This is a genomic window from Pseudomonas sp. NFR02, assembly GCF_900119375.1.
Lineage (GTDB): Bacteria > Pseudomonadota > Gammaproteobacteria > Pseudomonadales > Pseudomonadaceae > Aquipseudomonas > Aquipseudomonas paracarnis.
Genome location: NZ_FPJJ01000002.1, coordinates 330,616 through 356,110 on the forward strand (window position 1 = coordinate 330,616; position 25,495 = coordinate 356,110).

The 25,495-nt window shown below is 60.8% G+C and carries 23 protein-coding genes; 12 read left to right on the top strand and 11 right to left on the bottom strand.

Annotated features, from left to right (window positions below):
• Positions 1 to 180: 180 nt before the first annotated feature.
• Complete coding sequence (gene yaaA / locus BT199_RS07255) at positions 181 to 960, bottom strand: peroxide stress protein YaaA (RefSeq protein WP_072434205.1); 780 nt, start codon at positions 958 to 960, stop codon at positions 181 to 183.
• Between the two features lie 120 nt (positions 961 to 1,080).
• Between yaaA and BT199_RS07260 the strand changes: the two genes are divergently transcribed.
• The 6 genes from BT199_RS07260 (at position 1,081) to moaE (ending at position 9,310) form a co-directional block, all read left to right on the top strand.
• A complete protein-coding gene (locus BT199_RS07260; protein ID WP_014717012.1) occupies positions 1,081 to 2,205 on the top strand; it encodes a polysaccharide deacetylase family protein in 1,125 nt (374 codons plus the stop codon).
• 340 nt (positions 2,206 to 2,545) lie between these two features.
• Positions 2,546 to 3,940, top strand: a complete 1,395-nt coding sequence (locus BT199_RS07265) for a PhoH family protein (protein ID WP_003188745.1) — start codon at positions 2,546 to 2,548, stop codon at positions 3,938 to 3,940.
• Positions 3,941 to 4,235: 295 nt separating this feature from the next.
• Positions 4,236 to 7,964, top strand: coding sequence for an autotransporter domain-containing protein (locus tag BT199_RS07270; RefSeq protein ID WP_072434206.1), 3,729 nt, complete (start codon positions 4,236 to 4,238; stop codon positions 7,962 to 7,964).
• Positions 7,965 to 8,145: 181 nt separating this feature from the next.
• Positions 8,146 to 8,619: a cyclic pyranopterin monophosphate synthase MoaC gene (moaC, locus tag BT199_RS07275; protein ID WP_014717015.1), complete on the top strand. Its 474-nt coding sequence runs from the start codon at positions 8,146 to 8,148 to the stop codon at positions 8,617 to 8,619.
• Positions 8,616 to 8,858 carry a molybdopterin converting factor subunit 1 gene (gene moaD, locus BT199_RS07280; protein WP_014717016.1) on the top strand — a complete coding sequence of 81 codons (243 nt, stop codon included), beginning with the start codon at positions 8,616 to 8,618 and terminating at the stop codon, positions 8,856 to 8,858. The genes moaC and moaD overlap by 4 nt, the downstream gene beginning before the upstream one ends.
• 2 nt (positions 8,859 to 8,860) lie before the next feature.
• Positions 8,861 to 9,310 (top strand): molybdopterin synthase catalytic subunit MoaE, encoded by a 450-nt coding sequence (moaE, locus tag BT199_RS07285; RefSeq protein WP_014717017.1) that lies wholly within the window; start codon positions 8,861 to 8,863, stop codon positions 9,308 to 9,310.
• 129 nt (positions 9,311 to 9,439) lie between these two features.
• On the opposite strand, the gene rhlB is transcribed toward moaE, so the two are convergent.
• Entirely contained in the window at positions 9,440 to 10,906 is a 1,467-nt protein-coding gene (gene rhlB, locus BT199_RS07290; RefSeq protein WP_014717018.1) for an ATP-dependent RNA helicase RhlB, read from the bottom strand.
• Positions 10,907 to 11,001: 95 nt separating this feature from the next.
• On the bottom strand, positions 11,002 to 11,658 hold the full coding sequence (locus tag BT199_RS07295; RefSeq protein ID WP_072434207.1) for an alpha/beta hydrolase: 657 nt from the start codon (positions 11,656 to 11,658) through the stop codon (positions 11,002 to 11,004).
• A 346-nt stretch (positions 11,659 to 12,004) separates the two neighbouring features.
• Between BT199_RS07295 and BT199_RS07300 the strand changes: the two genes are divergently transcribed.
• The 4 genes from BT199_RS07300 (at position 12,005) to BT199_RS07315 (ending at position 16,173) form a co-directional block, all read left to right on the top strand.
• On the top strand, positions 12,005 to 13,036 hold the full coding sequence (locus tag BT199_RS07300) for an amino acid ABC transporter substrate-binding protein (RefSeq protein WP_014717020.1): 1,032 nt from the start codon (positions 12,005 to 12,007) through the stop codon (positions 13,034 to 13,036).
• 72 nt (positions 13,037 to 13,108) lie between these two features.
• Positions 13,109 to 14,290, top strand: coding sequence for an amino acid ABC transporter permease (locus BT199_RS07305; protein ID WP_072434208.1), 1,182 nt, complete (start codon positions 13,109 to 13,111; stop codon positions 14,288 to 14,290).
• Positions 14,291 to 14,300: 10 nt separating this feature from the next.
• The gene (locus BT199_RS07310; protein WP_014717022.1) at positions 14,301 to 15,398 is read left to right on the top strand and encodes an amino acid ABC transporter permease; all 1,098 of its coding nucleotides are present in this window, start codon (positions 14,301 to 14,303) and stop codon (positions 15,396 to 15,398) included.
• Positions 15,399 to 15,408: 10 nt separating this feature from the next.
• Positions 15,409 to 16,173: an amino acid ABC transporter ATP-binding protein gene (locus BT199_RS07315; protein ID WP_003188759.1), complete on the top strand. Its 765-nt coding sequence runs from the start codon at positions 15,409 to 15,411 to the stop codon at positions 16,171 to 16,173.
• 53 nt (positions 16,174 to 16,226) lie between these two features.
• On the opposite strand, the gene BT199_RS07320 is transcribed toward BT199_RS07315, so the two are convergent.
• Both BT199_RS07320 and BT199_RS07325 read right to left on the bottom strand, forming a co-directional pair.
• Positions 16,227 to 16,709 carry a type II toxin-antitoxin system MqsA family antitoxin gene (locus tag BT199_RS07320; RefSeq protein WP_014717023.1) on the bottom strand — a complete coding sequence of 161 codons (483 nt, stop codon included), beginning with the start codon at positions 16,707 to 16,709 and terminating at the stop codon, positions 16,227 to 16,229.
• Positions 16,706 to 17,017: a type II toxin-antitoxin system MqsR family toxin gene (locus tag BT199_RS07325; protein ID WP_019817631.1), complete on the bottom strand. Its 312-nt coding sequence runs from the start codon at positions 17,015 to 17,017 to the stop codon at positions 16,706 to 16,708. The genes BT199_RS07320 and BT199_RS07325 overlap by 4 nt, the downstream gene beginning before the upstream one ends.
• A gap of 159 nt (positions 17,018 to 17,176) precedes the next feature.
• Here BT199_RS07325 and BT199_RS07330 point away from each other — a divergent pair, with 159 nt between their 5' ends.
• Complete coding sequence (locus BT199_RS07330) at positions 17,177 to 17,836, top strand: FadR/GntR family transcriptional regulator (protein ID WP_072434209.1); 660 nt, start codon at positions 17,177 to 17,179, stop codon at positions 17,834 to 17,836.
• The gene (locus tag BT199_RS07335; RefSeq protein WP_072434210.1) at positions 17,826 to 19,091 is read left to right on the top strand and encodes a CynX/NimT family MFS transporter; all 1,266 of its coding nucleotides are present in this window, start codon (positions 17,826 to 17,828) and stop codon (positions 19,089 to 19,091) included. The genes BT199_RS07330 and BT199_RS07335 overlap by 11 nt, the downstream gene beginning before the upstream one ends.
• Here the strand turns inward: BT199_RS07335 and BT199_RS07340 are convergent.
• The 6 genes from BT199_RS07340 to BT199_RS07365 all read right to left on the bottom strand — a co-directional run bounded on the left by BT199_RS07340 (position 19,088) and on the right by BT199_RS07365 (position 25,490).
• Positions 19,088 to 19,729, bottom strand: a complete 642-nt coding sequence (locus tag BT199_RS07340) for a DUF1120 domain-containing protein (RefSeq protein ID WP_072434211.1) — start codon at positions 19,727 to 19,729, stop codon at positions 19,088 to 19,090. The two genes, BT199_RS07335 and BT199_RS07340, sit on opposite strands and share 4 nt — an antisense overlap.
• Positions 19,730 to 19,740: 11 nt before the next feature.
• Complete coding sequence (locus BT199_RS07345) at positions 19,741 to 20,880, bottom strand: DUF1120 domain-containing protein (protein ID WP_371914249.1); 1,140 nt, start codon at positions 20,878 to 20,880, stop codon at positions 19,741 to 19,743.
• 11 nt (positions 20,881 to 20,891) lie between these two features.
• Positions 20,892 to 23,321, bottom strand: coding sequence for a fimbria/pilus outer membrane usher protein (locus BT199_RS07350; protein WP_175556199.1), 2,430 nt, complete (start codon positions 23,319 to 23,321; stop codon positions 20,892 to 20,894).
• Positions 23,322 to 23,440: 119 nt separating this feature from the next.
• A complete protein-coding gene (locus BT199_RS07355) occupies positions 23,441 to 24,148 on the bottom strand; it encodes a fimbria/pilus chaperone family protein (protein ID WP_072434214.1) in 708 nt (235 codons plus the stop codon).
• Between the two features lie 34 nt (positions 24,149 to 24,182).
• Positions 24,183 to 24,761, bottom strand: coding sequence for a DUF1120 domain-containing protein (locus BT199_RS07360; protein ID WP_371914255.1), 579 nt, complete (start codon positions 24,759 to 24,761; stop codon positions 24,183 to 24,185).
• Between the two features lie 108 nt (positions 24,762 to 24,869).
• Entirely contained in the window at positions 24,870 to 25,490 is a 621-nt protein-coding gene (locus tag BT199_RS07365; RefSeq protein ID WP_072434216.1) for a DUF1120 domain-containing protein, read from the bottom strand.
• Positions 25,491 to 25,495: the final 5 nt, after the last annotated feature.

The window sequence follows — 25,495 nt, forward strand, 5'->3', positions numbered from 1 at the left end:
TTGTGTCTGGATGTTTTTCTGGCGCCAAATAAATGACGATTGATGGGGTGGAATGCAGGCAAAAAATGTGGGAGCTGGCTTGCCTGCGATAGCGGTGTATCAGCGACATGTGAGTCGGCTGACCCTCCGCTATCGCAGGCAAGCCAGCTCCCACAGTTGATGTTGGTGGCTGTACAGGCCTTATTCCGGTGCGTGATCGCGCAAAAACACCAGGTTATCCGGCTTGGATTGCTCCGCATTGAAGCGATAACCCTGCACATCGAACTGCTTGAGCTTGGCCGGGTCGTTGATGCGTTCTTCAATCACAAAACGGCTCATCATGCCCCGGGCCTTCTTCGCGTAGAAGCTGATGATCTTGTACTGGCCGTTCTTCAGGTCCTTGAACTCGGTGTTGATGATCCGCGCGTTCAGGGCTGTGCGCTTGACCGCCGAGAAGTACTCATTGGAGGCCAGGTTAAGCAGCACATCGTCGCCTTGTTCGGCCAGGGCCTCATTCAACCATTCGCTGATGCGTTTGCCCCAGAACGCGTAAAGGTCCTTGCCGCGGGCGTTGGCCAGCTTGGTGCCCATCTCCAGGCGATACGGCATCATCAGGTCCAGCGGACGCAGCAGGCCGTACAGGCCCGAGAGCATACGCAGATGGTCCTGGGCATAGCTGAAATCGGCCTCGCTGAAAGTCTCGGCATTCAGGCCGGTATACACATCGCCCTTGAACGCCAGCAGCGCCTGCTTGGCGTTGGCCGGAGTGAAGGCCGGCGTCCAGCTGCCGAAGCGCGCGGCGTTGAGGCCACCGATCTTGTCGGAGACGTGCATCAACTCACTGATTTGCGCCGGGCTCAGTTCGCGCAGTTGCTCGATCAGTTCCTGGGAGTGGTCCAGGTACTGCGGCTGGGTGAAGCGCGCAGTGACCGGCTTGGACTCGAAGTCGAGGGTTTTGGCGGGGGAAATCACCATCAGCATGAAGTTGGCTCCTGGAATTGTGGGCGAGATTCTAGGGGTTGGGGCGTTTTGACTCCACCTATGATGGCGATAGATGCGATCCGCTATGATGGGCGGTAACTCTGTAGAGGGAGACCCCGTGTGCGATTAGCGCTTTTATTGTCCGCTTGCCTGCTGTGCCTGAATGCCCAGGCCGCGCCGGTGGATGTCGCCAGCCTGGACCGTGGTACCTGGCCGGAAAAACTCGCCAGCCCGGCGCTGTTCGATGTGGCTTCGCGGGCGGAGATCCTGATGTTCGCCCATGGCCTGCTCGCCAGCGAAGCCCTGGACGACGCGGCGCTCAAGCAACGGCTGGGGCTGAAGATCATCAACCTGGCCGCCATCGATGACCTGCGTCGCCAGCTCTGGCAACGGCTGTTGGAGAACTACACATTCGCCCAGCAGAGCTGCGAAGCAGATGCCTCGTTCTGCTACCTGGTGGAAAACATGGACGATCTGCGCGAGCAGGCCGGCAAGTTCGAGGTCAGTGACAACTCTTTCTATATAGGCTGGGCTGCCCCCAGTCGGCACTTTCATGAGCGCTATCTGGATGAGCTGCTGCGCAAGGCTGCGCTGTTTCCGCAGATCAGCAGTGAAGTGGCGCGCTTTGGCGATCATGAGCGCAATGGCGACGAGCTCAACGATCGCATGTTCCTGCTGACCTTCGACGGTGGCCCGGCGTTGATGGGCGGTAATACCGATTGGCTGACCGACTACCTGCGCAAGCAAAAGATGAACGCCGCGTTCTTCGCCCTTGGCAGCAGTTTGCAAAGCCGTGTGGAGCGCAGTTCTGTCTCGGATGTGCAGGCGCTGTATCAGGGGCAGTGCGTGGGTATCCAGGGGTGGCAATACCGTTCCCATAGCCATTGGGTTGACTGGCAAAGCTCCATCACCCGCAGCGCAGCGCTGGTGCAGAATCTGCTGCCGGAAAACTATGTGCCGCTGTTCCGTCCGCCCTATGGGCAGCGCCGTGCGGACAGCCAGGGCTTCTTCCAGCAACAGGGTTTGCAGGTGGCGTTATGGGACATCGATTCCCAGGACGAGCCGGGCAAGCTCAAGGCCGATGAGTCGGCGCAACGGGTGCTGACGTTGATGCTGCTATGGCGCAAAGGCGTGATCGTGTTTCATGACACCCAGGACAAGGCGCGGGTGGCATTGCCGATGGTATTGCAGGCAACGACGCAGAGTGGCTTGGGTTGGCAGGAGTGTCGCGAGGCATTTCGATGAAGTGCCCGGCTTTGCTGGTGATGGGGTCTTTTCGGGGTGATTTGCTACGACATTTCGATGCAGGCGGACTTCCGACTTTAACGGGGTACATGGCACTCGGCTAGTGCTATTCGTCATCCTGAAAAATAAACTTCAAAAAAGCGTCAAAGTACTTTTTCCTGTCATGGGTTTTGCGGTATTACGAAGTCAGACCGCCGAAACCTGCAGCACAGGTGGCGTCTTCCAAGACTCCTCCTGTGGGCACTGCACTTGACCTTGTTCAAGGTGCAATCGGTGGTCGAATCGAGGCGCAGCACCGCCCAGGTATTGCGTCGAATGGCTCCCACAAAGGTGACCGAGTATGGATGATCATGGACGTAACCCTTCTTCCGACCAGCCAATCCTTTATGTGCTTGATACCAACGTATTGATCCACGATCCAAACGCACTGCTGAACTTCGAAGAACACCACGTCGCCATCCCGATGATCGTGCTTGAGGAGCTCGACAAACTCAAAAGCGGCCACCACAGCGTTGCCGCCGAATGCCGCCAGGCCATCCGCCTGATCGACAAGACCCTCGGTGAAGCCTCGCCCGAGGACGTTGAAGTCGGCGTACCGATCCAGCGTGGCAAGGGCGGCCCGAAGGGCTTGCTGTCGATCCTGATGAGCAAGCGCAGCGAGCCCAACAGCCTGCTGCCGGAAAACCTGAACGACAACAAAATCATCAACCAATTGATCGACCTGCACGCCCGCGACAAGGACCTGCGCGTGGTGCTGGTGACCAAAGACATCAATATGCGCCTCAAGGCACGAGCGTGTGGGATCGCTGCCGAGGACTACAGTACCGACCAACTGGTCGACGATGTGTCGATGCTCTCGCGTGGTTATCACATGATGACCGGTTCGTTCTGGGACCGTGTGAGCAAGGTCGAAACCCGTCAGGACCACGGCCGCACCTGGCATCAGGTACAGCTGATCGACAACCTGCCGGCCGTGCATATCAATGAGTTTATCGTCGATGAACAGGGCTTCGTGGGCTGGATCAAAGAGATCCAGGTCGACAAGTTGCTGATCCTCGACCTGCATCAGGAACCCCTGTTGCACCAGGAAGCCTGGGGCCTGAAACCGCGTGATATCTACCAGAGCCTGGCGCTGTATGCGCTGCTCGATCCGGACATTCACCTGGTCAACCTGACCGGCGCCGCAGGTTCGGGCAAAACCATCCTGGCCCTGGCCGCCGCCATCGAACAGACCATGGTCACCAAACGCTATCGCCGCATCATCGCCACCCGCAGCGTGCAGGGCCTGGACCAGGAAATCGGCTTTCTGCCCGGTACCGAGGCGGAAAAAATGGAGCCGTGGCTGGGGGCGATTACCGACAACCTCGAAGCCTTGCACATGGATGACGAAAACACCCATGGCAGCGTCGACTACATCCTCAGCAAAGTGCCGTTGCAGTTCAAATCCCTCAACTACATCCGAGGTCGCAGCTTCCAGCAGAGCCTGATTCTGATCGATGAATGCCAGAACCTCACACCGCACCAGATGAAAACCATCATCACCCGTGCCGGCGCCGGTTCCAAAGTGGTGTGCCTGGGCAACCTGGCGCAGATCGACACCCCTTACCTGTCCGCGACCAGCTCCGGGCTGACTTACCTGACGGAACGCTTCAAGGACTTCCCGAACGGCGTGCACATTGCGCTGCAAGGGGTACCGCGTTCGATCCTGGCTGAATACGCCGAGTCCCATCTGTAACTACGCTGAACCCGCTGCGAAAAGCCCTGGATTTTTCACGAAATCCGGGGTTTTTGTTATGTGCGACATTTGCCTGCGTTAACGCGTCCTGGGTGCTTGTGGTTTCTGTAATTATTTTGTTACATTTTTTCTGCGGTAAAAACAATAAGAAGACTGCTTGACCCCGTCGGAACGCCACCTCCTTGATTCGACGAACGCTTGGAAAACCTGTCCAGGGTTTTCACCGTGACCCTGCCTATTACAAAAGCCCGAAACACCGCTCATTGATGACGCACATATCCAAAGGGAAAGGAAAATGGACGTAGCAGGTAATGGCTTCACTGTGTCGCAACGCAATCGTACCCCCCGTTTCAAGACCATCCCCCTCACACCCATAGCACTCGGCCTGGCGTTATGGCTGGGCCACGGTTCCATGGCCAGGGCAGACGATAACCCTTACACCCCGCAGGTATTGGAGTCGGCGTTCAGGACAGCCGTCGCCTCATTCGGCCCTGAGACTGCCGTGTACAAAAACCTCAGGTTTGCCTACGCCGATATCGTCGATCTCGCGGCCAAGGATTTCGCCGCCCAGTCCGGCAAGTTCGATTCGGCCCTCAAGCAAAACTACGAGCTACAACCCGAAAACCTGACCATCGGCGCCATGCTCGGCGACACCCGGCGGCCACTGGACTATGCCTCGCGCCTGGACTACTACCGCAGCCGGCTGTTCAGCAACAGCGGCCGTTACACCACCAATATCCTCGACTTCTCCAAAGCCATTATCGCCAACCTGCCGGCCGCCAAGCCTTACACTTACGTCGAGCCGGGCGTTAGCAGCAACCTCAGCGGGCAGTTGAACGCAGGCCAGTCCTGGGCTGGGGCAACCCGTGACTGGAGCGCCAACGCGCAAACCTGGAAGACCCCGGAAGCCCAGGTCAACTCCGGCCTGGACCGCACCAACGCGTATTACGCCTATGCCCTGGGCATCACTGGCAAGGGGGTCAATGTTGGCGTGCTGGACTCGGGCATCCTCACCGAACACTCCGAGTTCCAGGGCAAGAACGCTCAGGGCCAGGACCGGGTGCAGGCGGTGACCTCCACGGGCGAGTACTACGCCACCCACCCGCGCTACCGCCTTGAAGTGCCCAGCGGCGAGTTCAAGCAGGGCGAACATTTCAGCATCCCAGGGGAATACGACCCCGCGTTCAACGACGGGCATGGCACAGAAATGTCCGGGGTGCTGGCCGCCAACCGCGACGGCACCGGTATGCACGGCATTGCCTTCGACGCCAATCTGTTTGTCGCCAACACCGGCGGCAGCGACAACGACCGCTACCAAGGCTCCAACGACCTCGACTACAACGCATTCATGGCCAGCTACAACGCCCTGGCGGCGAAGAACGTGGCGATCGTCAACCAGAGCTGGGGGCAGAGCTCGCGTAATGACGTGGAGAACCACTTCGGCAACGTCGGCGACAGCGCCGCGCAGAACCTGCGCGACATGACCGCCGCCTATCGCCCGTTCTGGGACAAAGCCCACGCCGGGCAGAAAACCTGGATGGACGCCATGGCCGATGCGGCCCGGCAAAACACGTTCATCCAGATCATCTCTGCGGGCAACGACAGCCACGGTGCCAACCCGGACACCAATGCGAACCTGCCGTTTTTCAAGCCGGATATCGAAGCTAAGTTCCTCTCCATCACCGGCTACGACGAGACCAGCGCCCAGGTCTACAACCGTTGCGGTACCTCCAAGTGGTGGTGCGTGATGGGCGTGTCGGGCATCCCGTCCGCCGGCCCCGAGGGCGAAATTATCCCGAATGCCAACGGCACCTCGGCCGCCGCGCCGAGCGTCTCCGGAGCCCTGGCGTTGGTGATGCAGCGCTTCCCCTATATGACGCCCAGCCAGGCGCGGGACGTGTTGCTGACCACCTCCAGCCTGCAGGCGCCGGATGGCCCGGACACGCCGGTTGGCGAGCTGACCGGAGGCCGCACCTATGACAACCTGCAACCGGTGCATGATGCCGCGCCGGGTGTCCCACAAGTACCAGGTGTGGTCAGTGGCTGGGGCTTGCCCAACCTGCAAAAAGCTATGCAAGGGCCGGGGCAGTTCCTCGGTGCGGTAGCAGTGGCGTTGCCCAGCGGTACCCGCGATATCTGGGCCAACCCGATTTCCGATGAGGCCATTCGCGCCCGTCGCGTAGAAGACGCTGCCGAACAGGCGACCTGGGCCGCCACCAAGCAGCAAAAAGGCTGGCTCGATGGCCTGCCCGCCAATGCCTCGGCCGACGATCAGTTTGAATACGACATTGGTCATGCCCGGGAGCAGGCAACACTCACCCGCGGCCAGGACGTGCTCACCGGCAGCACCTACGTCGGTAGCCTGGTCAAGTCCGGGGATGGCGAGTTGGTGCTGGAAGGCCAGAACAGCTATTCGGGCAGTACTTGGGTGCGCGGAGGCAAATTGTCGGTGGACGGCGCATTGACCTCTGCCGTGACGGTAGATAGCAGCGCCGTAGGCACGCGCAATGCCGATAACGGCGTGATGACCACACTGGGCGGCACCCTGGCCGGCAACGGCACGGTGGGCGCCTTGACCGTCAACAACGGTGGGCGAGTGGCCCCGGGGCATTCGATTGGCACACTGCGCACCGGCGATGTCACGTTCAACCCGGGTTCGGTGTATGCCGTCGAAGTCGGGGCCGATGGCCGCAGCGACCAGTTGCAGAGCAGCGGGGTGGCGACCCTCAATGGCGGTGTGGTGAACGTGTCCCTGGAGAACAGCCCCAACCTGTTGACCGCCACCGAGGCGCGCAGCTTGCTGGGCCAGCAGTTCAATATCCTCAGTGCCAGCCAAGGTATCCAGGGGCAGTTTGCAGCGTTTGCCCCCAACTACCTGTTCATTGGCACTGCGCTCAACTATCAACCGAACCAATTGACCCTGGCGATAGCCCGCAACCAGACCACCTTCGCCAGTGTCGCGCAAACCCGCAATGAGAGAGCGGTGGCGACGGTGGCCGAGACATTGGGCGCTGGCAGCCCGGTCTACGAAAGCCTGTTGGCGTCGGATTCCGCCGCCCAGGCGCGGCAGGGCTTCAAGCAACTTTCAGGGCAATTGCATTCGGACGTGGCCGCAGCGCAAATGGCTGACAGCCGCTACCTGCGTGAAGCGGTCAACGCTCGCCTGCAACAGGCGCAGGCACTGGACTCCAGCGCGCAGATCGACAGCCGTGACAACGGCGGCTGGGTACAGCTACTTGGTGGGCGCAACAACGTCAGTGGTGATAACAACGCCAGCGGCTACTCCTCGTCCACCAGCGGCGTACTGCTGGGCCTGGACACCGAGGTGAACGACGGCTGGCGTCTGGGGGCGGCGACCGGTTACACCCAAAGCCACCTTAACGGCCAGTCGGCGTCGGCGGACAGCGACAACTATCACCTGTCGGTCTATGGCGGCAAACGCTTCGAGGCGATTGCCCTGCGCCTGGGCGGTGCCAGCACCTGGCACCGTCTGGACACTTCGCGACGGGTGGCCTATGCCAATCAGTCGGACCATGCCAAGGCCGACTACAACGCGCGTACCGACCAAGTGTTTGCCGAGATCGGTTACACCCAGTGGACCGTGTTTGAACCCTTCGCCAACCTCACGTACCTGAACTATCAAAGCGACTCGTTCAAGGAAAAAGGCGGTGCCGCAGCCTTGCATGCCAGCCAGCAAAGCCAGGACGCGACACTCTCCACCCTGGGCGTGCGTGGCCATACCCAGCTGCCGCTCACGTCCACCTCGGCGGTGACCCTGCGCGGTGAGCTGGGTTGGGAGCACCAGTTTGGTGATACCGATCGTGAAGCTTCTCTGAAGTTTTCCGGCAGTGACACGGCCTTCGCCGTCAACAGCGTGCCTGTGGCCAGGGATGGCGCGGTGATCAAGGCCAGTGCACAAATGGCGCTGACCAAGGACACCCTGGTGTCATTGAACTACAGTGGCTTGCTGTCCAACCGCGGTAACAACAACGGGATCAATGCCGGGTTTACCTTCCTGTTCTAACCTTGAATGTAGGAGCGAGCTTGCTCGCGAAAAACGCCAACGATAACGCGTGCACCTTGGGTAAACGCGGCGCCTGAGAGTTTTTCGCGAGCAAGCTCGCTCCTACAGGGGGGGATAAACAGCCCTGCGCAAATTTTGACCCACAGGTTTACAATCCCTGCTCCTGATCAGGAGTATCCCTGTGCTGACTCATCTCGATTCCCAAGGTCGCGCCCACATGGTCGACGTCACCGACAAAGCCGTGACGTTCCGTGAGGCCGTGGCGCAAGCGCGGGTGCGCATGCTGCCCGCCACCCTGCAAATGATTGTCGACGGCGCCCACCCCAAAGGCGACGTGTTTGCCGTGGCCCGCATTGCCGGGATCCAGGCAGCGAAAAAAACCAGTGACTTGATCCCTCTGTGCCACCCGTTGATGCTCACCGGCGTCAAGGTGGAGCTGAGTGCCGACGGCACAGACGCGGTTCGTATCGTGGCGCGCTGCAAACTCTCCGGGCAGACCGGCGTTGAGATGGAAGCCCTGACCGCCGCCAGCGTCGCCGCACTGACGATTTACGACATGTGCAAGGCGGTGGATCGCGGCATGACCATTGAGAGTATTCGCCTGCTGGAAAAGCTGGGCGGTAAGAGCGGGCATTTCAAGGCGGATGAGCAATGAGTATCAACGTACTGTTTTTTGCGCGCTACGCCGAAGCGGTGGGCTTCGATTCGCTGGAGATGGAAGGTGAGTTTGCCACTGTTGACGCCGTGCGCCTCGCGCTGGCTGCTGATCCGGAATTCGCCGTGCTCAACGAAGCGAGCCTGATGTGTGCGCGCAACGAGGAGTTGTGCAGCCTGGACGAGCCGGTGCAAGCCGGCGATGAAGTCGCCTTCTTCCCACCCGTGACCGGAGGCTGATCATGGCCATTCGTGTGCAGGTCGAAGCCTTTGATCCAGGTGCCGAAGTCAACGCCATGCACGCGGCCAACGTGGGCGTGGGCGCGGTGGTGAGCTTTGTCGGCTATGTACGCGACTTCAATGACGGGCGCGAGGTGTCGGGGATGTTTCTTGAACACTACCCCGGCATGACCGAAAAAGCCCTGGCCAAGATCGCCGTGGAAGCCGAACAGCGCTGGCCGTTGCTCAAGCTGGAGGTGCTGCACCGTATCGGCACGCTGGAACCGGGCGAGCCGATTGTGTTTGTCGGCGCGGCCAGTGCGCACCGGCAGGCGGCGTTTGATGCCTGTGCCTTTGTAATGGACTACTTGAAGACGCGGGCGCCGTTCTGGAAGAAGGAAAACACCAGCGAGGGGCCGCGTTGGGTAGAAGGGCGCAGCAGTGACCACGCCGCAGCGGATCGCTGGAAGTAGCCAGCCAGACGCAGAAACCGATGTGGGAGCTGGCTTGCCTGCGATAGCATCACCTCGGCGTGACTGAAAAACCGAGGTGTCTGCATCGCAGGCAAGCCAGCTCCCACATCTTTTTATCGCATTCCGGTATCAGGGGCGTTTGCGTTCTACAGCCCGCAGCAAGTGCGTCGGCGGCGTCTCACAGCTGATCTTGCGCCCCAGCAACGCCTCGATGGACGGCAGCTGGTACGAGTCATCTTCCCCTGCAAAGCTGATCGACACACCCGCTGCCCCGGCACGTCCGGTACGGCCAATGCGGTGCACATAGTCGTCCGGCACTTCCGGCAGGGTGAAGTTGATCACGTGGCTGATGCCGTCGATATGAATACCGCGACCGGCTACATCGGTAGCCACCAGCACGCGGATCTTGCCTTCACGGAAGCCTTCCAGGGTCTTGATGCGCTTGTGCTGCGGCACATCACCCGACAGTTGCGCAGCGTTGACGCCGTCGCGCACCAGGCGCTCTTCAATGCGGCGCACTTCGTCCTTGCGGTTGGCGAAGACCATCACGCGTTCCCAACCGTTGTCGTTGACCAGGTTGTAGAGCAGCTTGTACTTGTCGGCACCGGCGACGGCGTAGATATGCTGCTCGACGTTTTCGCTGGCAACGTTGAGTGCTTCGATCTCGACGATGGATGGGTCGGTGGTCCACTGCTTGGCGAGGTTCATCACGTCTTCGGTGAAAGTCGCGGAGAACAGCAAAGTCTGACGCTCGGCTTTCGGCGGCGTCTGACGAATGATCTGGCGTACTTGCGGGATAAAGCCCATGTCGAGCATGCGGTCGGCTTCGTCCAGCACCATCACTTCGACCATGTCCAGGTGTACGTCGCCACGCTGGTTGAAGTCGAGCAGGCGGCCCGGGGTGGCGACGAGGATGTCGCAATGACGGGCCTCAAGGTGCTTGAGCTGCTTGTCGAAGTCCATGCCGCCCACGAACGTCATGACGTTGAGGCCGGTGTACTTGGTCAGGTCGGCGGCGTCCTTGGCGATCTGCACCACCAGCTCCCGGGTCGGGGCGATGATCAGCGCACGCGGTTCACCCATGTAGCGCTCTTTGGGCGGCGGCGTTTGCAGCAGTTGGGTGATGATCGAGATCAGGAACGCGGCGGTCTTGCCGGTGCCGGTCTGGGCGCGGCCGATGGCGTCTTTGCCCGCGAGGGTGAAGCCCAGCACTTGCGCCTGGATGGGCGTGCAGTACGGGAAACCCAGGTCCTGGATGGCGTGCATCAGTTCCGGGGCCAGTTTGAAATCGTGGAAGCGGGTCTTGCCTTCCTGGGGTTCGACGACGAAGTCTTCGAGTTTCCAGGGGGTCACGGGCGGCTTGGGCGCACGTTCGCGACGGGGCTTGGCCACAGGCGTCGGGGCGGGCTCGGCAGGCTTTACCTGTTCAGGCGGCGTCACCGTGGTTTTGCTCGGTGAGGCGGCGGGTGCGTTCCGGCCGGGCTGTTGACCGTCATTGCGGTTGCCGGGCTTGGGGGCAGGAGCACTGGGAACAGGCGCGAGCGGCTCAGCCTCGCTTTTGCCGAACATCTTCTTGAGTGCTTTGAGCACGGTCATCTCATTAATTGATTAAGGAATGTACGCCGGCCAGTGTAATGCAAGAATCGGGCGCGGCGTAGTGCGTCTGTCATACGGCTACATAAACACGGGATTCAGCGCAGGCGTTCAGTCAGCCAGGTGCCTATATCGTGTATCTCTTGGGGTAACACTTCGTGGCCCATTGGGTATTCCTGCCATGTCACGGTGACACCACGGCCCTTTAAATGCTCGTAGGCACTGCGGCCCATGGCGTTCTGCACCACTTCGTCGTACTGGCCGTGCAGGCACAGCGTGGGGATGCGTTGCTGGCTGGCGGATAATTCCAGCTCATTATCGAAGGTGGGCGCATAGGTGGAGAGGGCGATCACACCGCCCAAGGGGCCCTCCCATTTCTTAAACGCGGTGTGGAAGACCACCGCGCCACCTTGAGAAAAACCGGCGAGGAAAATTCGCGAGGTGTCTATTCCGGTTCTCTGTTGCGCCTCGATCAGGTCGGTGACCATTTTTGCCGACGCTTCCAGTTCTTCCAGGCTGATCGAACGGGCGGGGCTCATGGCCTTGATGTCGTACCAGCTCGGCATCTCGTAGCCACCATTAATGGTCACCGGACGCGTGGGCGCCTGGGGCAAAACGAAGCGGGTGCTCAGCAAGGTTTCCTGCAGGGCTTCGGCCACCGGCAGGAAGTCGTAGCGATCGGCGCCCAGGCCATGCAACCAGATAACGCAGGCGTCTGCGGGCTTGGCGGGCTGAAGAATCAAGGGTTCGGTCATGTCTGCTCCATAGATGTGCGGGCGCTCCGATGAGGTGCGTCGGAACGGTGCGCAACAGGTTGATCTGTTAAGAGAATGTCGCAAGGCTGAATCTTTTGCCATGTAACCGCAGTTGCAGCCACTCGACCAAGACTCTGGTACGCGCCTTGCTATGTGTAGCTCGATGTCAGAACTCTCCTAGGACGGTAACACTATCAGTGACTGCCGCCTGTGGGAAAGCAACTGGAATTACCGCAAAAACCTCATGCTGCTTGGCCCCAAAAAAAACCAACACGGGTCGATATCGCCTCATAAGGGTGCGCTGAGGTTGGAGCTCCGACACAACAAGAGCAATTGGAGGTTTGTAATGAAGGTATTGAAATCCACCCTGGCCATCGTCTCTGCGGCGGCTGTACTGGGTGTCAGTGGTTTTGCCCACGCGGGCGCCACCCTGGACGCCGTGCAGAAGAAAGGCTTTGTGCAGTGCGGTGTGAGTGACGGCCTGCCGGGTTTCTCGGTGCCGGATGCCAGCGGCAAGATCCTCGGGATCGACGCTGACTATTGCCGCGCGGTGGCGGCTGCCGTATTTGGCGATGCCACCAAGGTCAAGTTCAGCCAGTTGAACGCCAAGGAGCGTTTCACCGCGCTTCAATCCGGCGAAGTCGACATCCTGTCGCGCAACACCACCATGACCAGCTCGCGTGACGCGGGCATGGGCCTGAAATTCCCGGGCTTCATTACCTACTACGACGGCATCGGCTTTCTGGTGAACAACAAGCTGGGCGTGAAAAGTGCCAAGGAACTGGATGGTGCAACCATCTGCATCCAGGCCGGTACCACCACCGAGCTGAACGTTTCCGACTATTTCCGCGCCAACAACCTCAAATACACCCCGATCACCTTCGACACCTCCGATGAAAGCGCCAAGTCGCTGGAATCCGGGCGTTGCGACGTACTGACTTCCGACAAGTCCCAGCTGTTCGCCCAGCGCAGCAAGCTGGCCTCGCCGAAAGACTACGTGGTGCTGCCGGAAACCATTTCCAAGGAGCCCCTGGGCCCGGTCGTGCGTAACGGCGATGACGAGTGGCTGGCCATCGTGCGCTGGGTGGGCTACGCCATGCTCAACGCGGAAGAGGCCGGTGTGACCTCCAAGAACGTCGAGGCTGAAGCCAAGGCCACCAAGAACCCGGACGTTGCGCGTCTGCTCGGTGCCGACGGCGAATACGGCAAAGACCTGAAAGTGAAGAAGGACTGGGTGGTACAGATCGTCAAGCAAGTGGGTAACTACGGCGAGATGTTCGAGCGCAACCTGGGCAAGAGCACGCCGCTGGAAATCGACCGTGGCCTGAACGCCCTGTGGAACAACGGCGGCATTCAATACGCACCCCCTGTGCGCTGATCGCTGATGGTTCTGTCACCCGGTAGGCCAACTGCCGGGTGATGTTCTGTTCCATTATTTTCGGGGCACTTCATGCAAAATAAAATCGGCGCACCCAAGCAGAAGCTCAGCTTCAGCGACCCCAAAGTGCGTGCGTGGCTGTTCCAGATCATCACGATCGTGGCGGTGGTCTCGCTGGGCTGGTACCTGTTCCATAACACCCAGACCAACCTGCAACACCGGGGCATCACCTCGGGTTTCGACTTTCTTGAGCGCAGTGCCGGCTTCGGCATCGCGCAGCACTTGATCGACTACACCGAATCGGACAGCTATGCCCGGGTGTTTGTCATCGGCCTGCTCAACACTTTGCTGGTGACCGTCATCGGTGTGGTGCTGGCAACCCTGCTCGGCTTCATCATCGGCGTGGCGCGCTTGTCGCCTAACTGGATGATCAACAAGCTGGCGACGGTGTACGTGGAGGTGTTCCGCAATATTCCGCCGCTGTTGCAGATCCTGTTCTGGTACTTCGCGGTGTTCCTGACCATGCCAGGGCCGCGCAACAGCCATAACTTCGGTGACACCTTCTTTGTCAGCAGCCGTGGCCTGAACATGCCGGCAGCGCTGGCCTCCGACGGGTTCTGGCCGTTTGTCGCCAGCCTAGTGGTCGCCATCGTTGCCATCGTGCTGATGACCCGCTGGGCCAACAAGCGCTTTGAGGCGACGGGGGTTCCCTTCCATAAATTCTGGGCGGGCCTGGCGCTGCTGGTGGTAATCCCGACGCTGTGCGTGGTGATCTTCGGTACGCCATTGCATTGGGAAATGCCCAAGCTTGCGGGCTTCAACTTCGTCGGTGGCTGGGTGCTGATCCCTGAGTTGTTGGCGTTGACCCTGGCGTTGACCGTGTACACGGCGGCGTTCATTGCGGAGATCGTGCGCTCGGGCATCAAGTCCGTCAGCCATGGCCAGACCGAAGCGGCACGTTCACTAGGCCTGCGCCCGGGGCCGACGCTGCGCAAGGTCATCATCCCGCAAGCGCTGCGCGTGATCATTCCGCCGCTGACCAGCCAATACCTGAACCTGGCGAAAAACTCGTCGTTGGCCGCCGGTATCGGTTATCCGGAAATGGTTTCGCTGTTTGCCGGCACGGTGCTCAACCAGACCGGCCAGGCCATTGAAGTCATTGCCATCACCATGAGCGTGTACCTGGCGATCAGCATCAGCATTTCCCTGCTGATGAACTGGTACAACAAGCGCATTGCGCTGATCGAGCGGTGAGGACACACCCATGACTACGCATACGTTCAAACCTGACATGCCACCGCCGAGCAAAGTCTTCGGGCCGGTGGCCTGGATGCGCGCCAACTTGTTCTCGAGCTGGCTCAATACACTGCTGACCTTGCTGGCGATCTACCTGGTGTACCTGGTGGTGCCACCGATCCTGCACTGGGCCATCCTCGATGCCAACTGGGTGGGCACCACCCGCGCCGACTGCACCAAGGAGGGCGCCTGCTGGGTGTTTATCCAACAGCGCTTCGGGCAGTTCATGTATGGCTACTACCCCGTCGACCTGCGCTGGCGCGTGGACATGACGGTGTGGCTGGCCATCGTGGGCGTGGCGCCGTTGTTCATCTCGCGTTTCCCTCGCAAGGCGATCTACGGCCTGGGCTTTCTGGTGTTGTACCCGATCATCGCCTACTGCTTGCTGCACGGCGGCGTGTTCGGCCTGAGTAATGTGGCGACCAGCCAATGGGGCGGCCTGATGCTGACCCTGGTGATCGCCACCGTGGGCATTGCCGGCGCCTTGCCGCTGGGCATTGTGCTGGCGCTGGGACGGCGTTCGAACATGCCCGCCATTCGGGTGGTCTGCGTGACCTTCATCGAGTTCTGGCGCGGCGTGCCGTTGATCACCGTGCTGTTCATGTCGTCGGTGATGCTGCCCCTGTTCCTGCCCGAGGGCATGAACTTCGACAAGCTGCTGCGGGCGCTGATCGGTGTGATCCTGTTCCAGTCGGCCTATGTGGCCGAAGTGGTGCGCGGTGGTCTGCAGGCGATTCCCAAGGGCCAATACGAAGCCGCTGCGGCGATGGGACTGGGCTACTGGCGCAGCATGGGCCTGGTGATCTTGCCGCAGGCCTTGAAGATGGTGATCCCAGGGATCGTCAACACCTTCATCGCCCTGTTCAAGGACACCAGCCTTGTGATCATCATCGGCCTGTTCGACCTGCTCAACAGCGTCAAGCAAGCCGCCGCCGACCCCAAATGGCTGGGCATGGCCACTGAAGGCTACGTGTTCGCCGCCCTGGTGTTCTGGATTTTCTGTTTTGGTATGTCGCGCTATTCCATGCATCTGGAACGCAAGCTCGACACTGGCCACAAGCGTTAGGAGTTTTTTGATGAGCGAAGCAATCAAACAGCCTGTGAGCCCTGAAGGCATTATCCAGATGCAGGGCGTCAACAAGTGGTACGGCCAATTCCACGTGTTGAAAGACATCAACCTCAACGTCAAGCAGGGCGAGCGTATTGTGCTGTGCGGCCCTTCGGGGTCGGGCAAGTCCACCACCATCCGCTGCCTCAACCGCCTGGAAGAGCACCAGCAGGGCCGCATTGTGGTCGATGGCGTGGAGCTGACCAACGACCTCAAGCAGATCGAAGCGATCCGCCGTGAAGTCGGCATGGTGTTCCAGCACTTCAACCTGTTCCCGCATTTGACCATCCTGCAAAACTGCACGCTGGCGCCGATGTGGGTGCGCAAGATGCCCAAGCGCAAGGCCGAGGAAATCGCCATGCACTACCTGGAGCGTGTGCGCATTCCGGAGCAGGCCCACAAGTTTCCCGGGCAGCTTTCAGGTGGCCAGCAACAGCGCGTGGCGATTGCCCGCGCGCTGTGCATGAAGCCCAAAATCATGTTGTTCGATGAGCCGACGTCGGCGCTGGACCCGGAGATGGTCAAAGAGGTACTGGACACCATGATCGGCCTGGCTGAAGACGGCATGACCATGTTGTGCGTGACCCACGAAATGGGCTTCGCCCGCACCGTGGCCAACCGCGTGATCTTCATGGACAAGGGCGAGATCGTGGAACAGGCGGCACCGAATGACTTCTTTGATAACCCGCAGAATGAGCGGACCCGGTTGTTCTTGAGCCAGATACTGCATTGATGGAGTGTTAAAAATAAACCCGGCCTGGTGCCGGGTTTGTTTTTTGCCCTCAGTCAGGGCGTCGTCGCGATCTCGTGTTCTTTGTGGGTTGTATGCGTTGTGTTACGCATATCAGCACCCTCACTCAAGGTTTTTGCATCAACGAGCAGATGCGGGTGGCGATCAAGCAAGCGCATAAGCACGACGAGGGATTTTGGCGCCAGCAGCTCACCGCGTTCGTAACGTGAAAGTGCGTTATGTCCGCCGCCGGAAAGCAGTTGCACAGTGTCCTTTTGTGAAAGATGCAATTTGCGACGAATGCGCTTTATCTCGTTACCGATCATTCGTCTGAAGCTGTAGACCATCTCATCACAGTGATCTGAATAGCGGTCCGCGTCTTCAGGGTCAAAGATCACCTCACCACAACTTTGGCACTCCCAGCCTGAAAGGTTGTCGATTCGGCGGTGCAAGCCTTTGACTTCCGATGTTTCGCTGCGACCCGAAAAATGCCGCATTCCGTCATGCTGGCCGCAGCTGAAGCACTGTTCTGTTTTCATAGGTTACTCTCCTTGAAGGAGATCACCGGAGGTTTACCGTCCGTGCGGTACGTCACCTTGATGTAGATCTCCAGGCCATGTGAGTGAATGTGATAAACGTCTTGCCAGACGCAATGGTCGCCATAACTTGTCATGGATTTAAACAGCATCTTGCCCGTTAGCTTGTAAACAACCTCCTGCATTTGCGTGATGCTCAGATCGAGCTTTTCCCCGCAGTTGCGTGCTGTTTTGGTAAAAGCTTGTTTTCCAAGCCGCCTGACATCCGCCTTGATCAGGGCCAAATCGTAATGAGGTGTGTACTTTTCCATAAGACACCTGAGTCCAATAATTACCCTCTAAGGGTAATTTTACCAATCGAAAATACTGCTCCTTTTCCTGCCTGAGAACCCTAGTGCGTTGCCTTTGTAGGCAACTCCGAATAGCCTGTAGGAAAATTCATCCTATGATTGGACGAAAGCGCTAAACCCATGACAGACATCGCCCCGCTGATCAAACGCTCCCTGGTCGACCAAGCGCTGGAGCAACTGCGCCTGCGCATCTCCCAAGGCGTATGGGCCATCGGCGAGCGGCTGCCCACTGAGCCCGAACTGTCCGCCGAGCTCGGTATCAGCCGTAACACCGTGCGCGAGGCCATGCGGGTATTGGCCTTCTCTGGCTTGATCGACATTCGCCAGGGCGATGGTAGTTACCTGCGCTCGATGACCGACCCGCTGGGCACAATGCGGGCGCTGTCTCATTGCACGCTGGAGCAGGCGCAGGAGACGCGCCAGATTCTGGAAGTGGAGGCCATCGGCCTGGCTGCGTTGCGTCGTACCGAAGCGGACCTTACGGCATTGCGCAAGGCGCTCGACCTCAGCGCCGAGCGTTATCACGGTGACCTGGAGGCCTATATCAGTGCCGACCTGATCTTCCACCAGCACTTGGTGGATGCGGCGCACAACCCAGCCTTGAGCGAGCTGTACCACTACTTCTCCGCCATTGTCGGCGCGCAGCTGCGCCAGACCCTGAACCGCTCACCGCGACGCCAGGCGGTGTTCGACCTGCATGGAGCGCTACTCGATGCGGTGGAACAACAAGACCCGGACCGCGCCAAATCCCTCTGCCGGCAGTTGATCAATGAACTCTGAAGCCCCACGCAAGACCGAACTCGAAGAACTGTTGATCGACGCCGAAGCTGACGACGACAGCGTGCAGCAGGCGCAGCCGAGCGTGGTTCGGCCATGGCTGCTGTTGCTGGGCCTGGTGTTGGTGGCCTTGAACCTGCGCCCGGCCTTGTCGAGCCTGTCGCCGTTGCTGGCAGAGGTTTCGAGCAGTTTGGGCTTGTCCGCCGCCAAGGCCGGTTTACTGACCACCTTGCCGGTGCTGTGCCTGGGCCTGTTTGCACCTACCGCGCCGATGCTGGCCCGGCGTTTCGGCGCCGAGCGCGTGGTGCTCGGCATCCTGCTGACCCTGGCCGCGGGGATCATCCTGCGCAGTTCGTTCGGTGAGGTGGGGTTGTTCCTCGGTAGCCTGGTTGCAGGTGCCAGCATTGGCATCATCGGCGTGTTGCTGCCGGGTATCGTCAAGCGCGATTTCGCCAGCCAGGCCGGCGCCATGACCGGTGTCTACACCATGGCGTTGTGCTTGGGCGCCGCCATGGCGGCCGGTGCCTCGGTGCCACTGAGCCACGCCCTTGGCGACAGTTGGAAGATCGGCCTGGGCTTCTGGATCCTGCCGGCCCTGGTGGCGGCCCTGGTCTGGTTGCCCCAGGTTGGGCAGAAGCACGGAGCCCATCGTGTGGCCTATCGTGTGAAGGGTTTATTGCGCGATCCGCTGGCCTGGCAGGTCACCCTGTACATGGGCCTGCAGTCGTCACTGGCCTACATCGTGTTCGGCTGGTTGCCGTCGATCCTGATCGGCCGCGGCCTGAGCGCGACCGAAGCCGGGTTGGCGCTGTCGGGCTCGATTATCGTGCAACTGCTCAGCTCCCTGGCCGCGCCGTGGCTGGCGACGCGGGGCAAGGACCAGCGCCTAGCGATCGTGGTGGTGATGCTGCTGACGCTCGGCGGCTTGTTCGGGTGCCTCTACGCGCCGCTGGATGGCCTGTGGGGTTGGGCGATTGTGCTGGGCCTGGGGCAGGGCGGGACGTTCAGCCTGGCGCTGACCCTGATCGTGTTGCGTTCAAGCGATTCCCATGTGGCGGCCAACCTGTCGAGCATGGCCCAAGGCATTGGCTACACCCTGGCCTCCCTCGGCCCTTTCGCGGTCGGCCTGGTACATGACTGGACCGGCGGCTGGACGGCTATCGGCTGGATCTTCGCCGTGATCGGCCTGGGCGCCATCGTCGCGGGCCTCGGCGCCGGCCGTGCGCGCTATGTGCAAGTCACCAGCGAGAAAGTCTAGAGATACACCACTTCCAGCGTGGCCGAGCCATCGAGCGGTGTTTCTACGCTCAAGTCCAGATTCTTGCGCGCATTGATCACGGTCTGCACCGTCACCATGCCTCCCAGGATACCGATCGCCGTGGGCCCGCTGACGCTGCCCTCGACGTCCGTGAAGCCCAGGTAGCTCCTGGAGCCGATGTCGATGGGGTTGAGGTTGGAGGTTCGCCACGCCAGGCCACCGGTGGTGGATTCAGTGCCGTAGATCTGTGCGGTGTTGCTGGCCTGCGTCTGCCGAGGGTCGAAGGTCATGGAGTAGACTCCCAGGCGGTTACCGCTGTTATCGAACCCCAACCCGTAGTAAATCTCGCTGTTGACCATGGCCGAGCCGTCGCGGTTGTCAGCCATGCGCAAGGCATAGCGCACGGGGCCGTTGCAGGCAATGCCGATGTGCAGGTTCTTGACAGGCAGGCGCGTGGCGGTCTCCAGGTTCAGATCTTGTTGGGCAATCTTGCCGTAGTCGATCAGGCCGCCGCTGGAGAGTTGTGGCAAGCAGGCGGCGGGAATGATCAGGCCCTGGACGCTCAGGTCAACCGTGGAGGCCGCCAGTGCCTGGGCGCTGCCGCATAAAAACAGGCTGCAAAGAAGGTGTCTTTTCATGATGCGAACTCCTACAAGTAGACGATTTCGAGAGTGCCGGACCCATTGATGCGCACGACATCACGCAGATCCAGGCTTTGCATAGGCGCCAGATACGTCTTGATGCGCATCGTGCCGGTCAGTGTCTGGATGGACACCGGCCCGGTGGTGACCCCCGTCTTGTCGGTAAAACCCAGCAGGCTGTTGGCCGCCATGGGGATCTGCCGGGCGGTGGAACTGCTCCACGCCACGCCATTGCTGGTGGAGTCGGTGCGGTACAAGGTGGGAAAGCTATCGGCGCTGAATTCCCCCGGGTCGATGGTCAAATAAAAACGCCCGATTTTGTTACGGCTGGCGTCCAGGTCCAGTCCATAGGCCGTTTCATCAGTGCCGCCGGTGGCCGAACCGTCGCGGTTGTCTTTCATGCGCAGGCCAAAGCGGATCGGCGCGTCGCAGCTCACGTTCAGGCGCAGCGTACGGGTGGGCAGGGGTGTTTCGTTGGTGGCGCTGAGGTCCTTGGCGTACAACGTGCCATAGTCGACCACGCCGTGGTCCGACAGTGTCGGCAGGCAAGCAACGGGCGCAAAGTGCGCGCGCAGCGTCAGTTCCCGGTAGCGGCCGTGGCTTGCGCCGTACAGCATTCCAGAGACTTCCCAGGTAGTTGCGTCTCTGGCTTGTATTGCCGCCACACCGGCCCAGGCGCGTAGCGTCAGTTGCAACGAAAGGGTTTTGCCCATGAGCACGGCACCTTGTTCAATCGGTGCGATGCCGTGCCCGGGGCGCCACTCCAGTACCGTTGCACTCATCACGGGGGGCTGGCCGGCAGCGGTCAGCAAGCCCAATTCAACGGCGCGACCGTCGAGCACGGCATTGCCGACCTCGATGGCATAGCTGCCGTGTTCGGTAAATTGCAGGCGCTGCGGGGTGGCAGCCAGCGCACGATAGAAGAGGCTGAGGTCTTCGGCCTGGGGGCAGTTGACGTTCACGCTCAGGCGGCGCTCACCGAGCAAGCGTTCCGGCGCGCCGTCGTGTTGCGCAAGACGGTTCATCAGACCGAAATCAACCTGAGCTTCGCTGACGTTCAGTTGGCATTCTTCCAAGGCTTGGGCCGTGCCGGCGATGCCGAGCAGTAGCCACATACAGAGTGAGCGCATACAGGTTGCAAGGGGCATGACAGAAATCCTCAAGGTACGCGGCAACGTGCGGGAGCCGATTCGAAGTACACCGACGGGTCGGCTTTGGCTGCCAGTTGGTAGTGCAACTGGCAACGGCCTCCCTGGGGTGTGGTTATCCACAGCGTCGTTTGATCCAGTACGTTGGGCAGAAAGACCTGGCTGCCGTCCTGCACCAAGGTCACAAACTCACCACTGGCACTGCTGACGGAGGCGCCCGCAGGCAGCGGCGAGCCGTCGTCGTGACTGACGGTGAGCAACACACGGCGGGTCAAACCGACGCCGAACTCGACCCTGTCCACCGCGCCGCGTCCGGCCGAGATCATTGCCAGGCCGTTGTTGATATCGGCATTGCGCGGCAGCGAGCGGGTCTGGACTTCCACCGGGCTGCGCCCGTACGCGGCCACTTGCGGCACCACGGCCTGGCCTTGCCAATCGGTCCAGACCGGCCCGCTGGGGGTACTGAGCTTGATGCCGCTCATGTCGCCGACGGACACCAGGGCAAAGGTGTCGCGCACCGGGTAGGGGGAAAGGGTCACGCCGCCACCGTGCATCACCACTGCGCCGCGTGCCCCCCCTTGATAACTGGAGCGCTCGGCATCGGAGCGGCTGTAGCTGAAGTCGAGCTGGCTGTAGCGTGGCAACGCCGAGACGCCGACGGTGGTTTCCACCTGATGATCGCTGCTGTCATGTTCGGCGCTGACCCGGTAGCTGAGCTGGTCGTCGATCTGTTCGGTCACGCCCATGCCGGTGCGGTTTTCGCCGCCGGAGTTGCGTACCCAACTGCGCAGTCGGCGACTCTCGCCCAGCGGCACACTGATGTTGAGGTAAACCGCGTTATCTTGTTGCTGGCTGCCGCCCATTTGCCATTCGGCGCTGGCTGACAAAGACACCGCGCCAATACTGGTGCCCCAGGATGCCAATGCGCGGCTGCTGCTGTCGCCGGCGAAGTTGGATGAGCGCGAAACCCCGGCGCTGAATGCACCCAGTATTGGGTGCGACCACCCCAGGTTGAGGCTTTGCTGGTCGCGGTAGCGTGAAGCGCGATTGCGGTCGTCGCGCTCGTAGGTGCTCTCTTCGAGTTCGCGGTAGCCGGGGCTGCGCCAGGAATTGGCGGCGCTGAATGACCACTGTTCGTTGAGGCGCTGGGACCAGGAAAGATCGGTTTGCACACCGGAGACTTTTTCACGCGCCTGGGTGTTGGACACTTGCGTGGACAGTTGGACCTGACTGTCCAGCCAGGGAATCCAGCCCAGGCTGGCGCCCACCGAGCGGTATTCGCTGGCCGCCAGCACGCCGCTGCCCAGGGTCACTTGAGGATGCAGGGCGCCTGTCCAGCCGGCACTGACCACCCATGGATCATCCCCTTTGGCGTCGCCGACATTACGTACCCGGCCCGCCGCCACGGAGTAACCCGGCGCCGGCAACCCGAGACCCAGCATGGCCGCCGGCACAGTGAAACGTCGCTCACCGCCGACACTTTCCTTGACCGTGACCTCCACATCCGAGCGCGTGTTCAACCGGCGCACATCGGTCAGGGCAAAGGGGCCGGCAGGCACCACGGTGGAGTGAATCAACGCACCGTTCTGCCGCACTTCGACCTGTGCGGGACTGTTGGCGATACCTTGGATCAGCGCGCCCTGGCCCTGCTCCTGAAGGGCGTGTTCGGTGAGCACTTGCACCCCGGTGATCTGTGCGCCCGACAGCACCGGGTTGTACAGGTTGATCTGGCCGGCCTGCAGCACTGCCTGATGGCTGGCGAAGGTGCGTTGAGCATAGGCTTCCAAGTGGGTGCTGCGTGACAGGCCATCCTGCCAGGTCTGCACCTGGCGACTGCGCACGATCCAGTCGCCGGCATTGAAACCCACCTCGGTATTGGCCGAGCCAAACCGGCTGGCGTCATCGCCGAAGCGGTTGTAGAAGCCGCTGAGGTCGTAGTTGATCAGGCCGGCAAACCCGCCGGTTTCATAGCCGGAGATATCCTGTTGTACCGGGCGCAGGGCTTCGGTGGGCACCACCAGCGATACCGTCAGTGTCGCCGGGTCTGGCTCCACCAAGGTTTGCGGGTACCGCGCAAGAAAATCATGGCAGCCCTCGGTTTCACCGGGCGGCACCAGATTGGCGGCGTTCAGCAAGGCGCGGTCGAAACACAGATTGCCCTGCTGATCAAAATTCACCGCCAACCGGCCACGGCGCTGACCGTTGACACGCAGGTTGACGGTATGTTGCCCGGCCGCGTAACGCGGTGCGGCCAACAACAGGCTGGCCAGCTGTGGGTCGATACCACGTTGTTGCAAGGTCTGGGCATCGAAGCCGGACGGGCTGGAATCTTCGGCGCACACCTGGGTTGGTATGAGCGCACACAGCAGCAACACCAGCGCAGGGCTGGCAGAGGGAGCGGGCACGGCTTCGCCGTCACGGTAACTCAATACTGTTTTCACGCAAGGTACTCGAGTAGTGAACGCGCAGGCCTTGTGGGCCGGGCGTTCGGGTGACGATCACTAAGCCGTCACTTCGTTACTCAGGCGGCGCAGGGGGCTACGCCGCCTGGGGTGTTCTGTCAGAAGCTGATCGGTGCGTCGTAAGCCTTGACCGCAAACCCGTACACCGTGGCCGGCTGCAGCCTGACCGTCTTGGCCTGGCTGCTGCTGCTGGCCGGCACGCTCAAGGCTTCGCCGGGCAGCACATAGGTGCGTGGCAGCAGCGCCTTGCCGTCACCGGGCAGTAGTTGCAGCTCCTGCGCCAGGCGTACCACGTACGGCGTGTCGTTACGCACCTGCAACTGGCCTTCGCGCAGTGTCCAGGTCAGGTCGGTCCAGGGCGTGCGGTTGGGCGCCAGGCCCTTGGGGTGCACGATCACCGGCAGGTTCTGGCGCACGGTCACACCCACGCGGGCATGCCCGGCGGCGGTGGCGGCGCGGCCCTGGGGCATGCCTTCGAACACTGCGCGTTTAAGCCGCTGGGTCAGTAACGGTTGCTGGTTTTGCAGAATGAAACGCACCAGCTGGGACTTGGACGCTTCCACCCGTGACAGCGGTGGTGTCACCACCAGCAGCGGTTCGGTGTCTTCCGGAATGTTCTGCAACGTCACATGCAACAGGGCGAGTTGGCTGTCGGTGTTGGTCACCGACACGGACGCTTCGCCTTCAGCCTCGTGCACGATCACCACGGAGGTGTCCGGGACCATGCCATCGGCTTTCGCCTGATCGCCGAGTATCAGGAGCAAGGCAATCAGGCCGACAGCGGTGTTTGAGAATGTCGTCGTCATGACGGGTTTCCATTAGCCAAAAAAAAGGGGGCGGTCAGAGGTAACGCAGGTCCAGGACGATGGCGCCGTCGAGCGGGACTTCCTGGTCCAGGGTCAGGTACTGCGAGAAGTTGATAGCGGTGCTCACCTGAAGCTGTACGTTCAACTGGCCGATGAAGTCCGGTTGCCGATCCCCGACTGGCGCAAAGGCCATGTAGGTGCGGGGGTAGGCATTGGGCTCCTGTGACCAGGTTTCGCCGCTGTCGGTGGAGGCCAGTACCTGCATGGGCTGCGCATCGCCCATCGCGTTGCGATAGGCCAACGCCACGGAGCCCAGGCGCTCTTCGGGGGCGTGGATGTTCCTGCCCAGCCCGTAGAAATAATCGGGGGCCGACGATGAGTCGGCGCGATTATCAATGCCCACCAGCGCAAACAGTATGGGCCTGGCGCACTGCACATGCAGATCGAGCATCTGGATGGGCAGCACGGTGAACTCATCGGCATTGAGGCTGTGGGAAGGGATCTTGCCGTGATCGACGGTGCCGTCATGGGTCAGCTCGACGTGGCAGGCATCCGGGGTTACCCGTCCGGTGACCGTGAGGTCGACGGTCGACATTCCGTGAACATCGGTCATCGCGACGAGGCCAAACACGATGGCCAAAGTACGCCCCAATGCCGTGTGCGCAGGCAACGGCAGACACCGCCCATGCCTGCCGGTGTTCGAGGGAGGGGCGGCCATGGGTTACAGGTACTTCACTTCAAGGGTGGCTGAGCCGTCGATGGTCACTTCATTGCTGAGGTCCATGCCGGCAGTGCCCATGATGAAGGTCTGTACTTGCAGATCGACCCGCAGGTCTTTGACAGGCAGCGGCTGGCTGTCGTCATCCATTGCGGCGACCGACATGTACATGCCCGAATCCCAGAACTTTTCTTTAAACCAGGTATTACCTTGGTCGTACGATCCAATGGGTTGCACCACTACACCATCCTCGGCCAGTGGATTTTCCAGCGTGAGGTTGTATCCCCCGAGCTTCTGGGTGTCATTGACAAAGCCCAGGCCGTAATTCGAACCGATACCCGAGGACGCACGGTTATCGATCGAGTGCAGGGCGAACTGGATCGGCGCGTCGCAATTGACGGCCAGGATCAGGGTATGGTTGCCGATGACTGTCGGGTTGTCCGGTTTCAGATCCTTGGCGGAAATCTTGCCATGGTCGATCACGCCACCACTGGACAGGCTCGGTGTACAGGCGCTGGGCACGATCAGGCCTTTGACGGTCAGGTCAACGGTGGACGCGGCGAAGGTGGCGGCCGAATTGAGCAGCAACAGGCTGGCGGCCAGGGTGGTCAAGCGGGTTTTCATGGTGC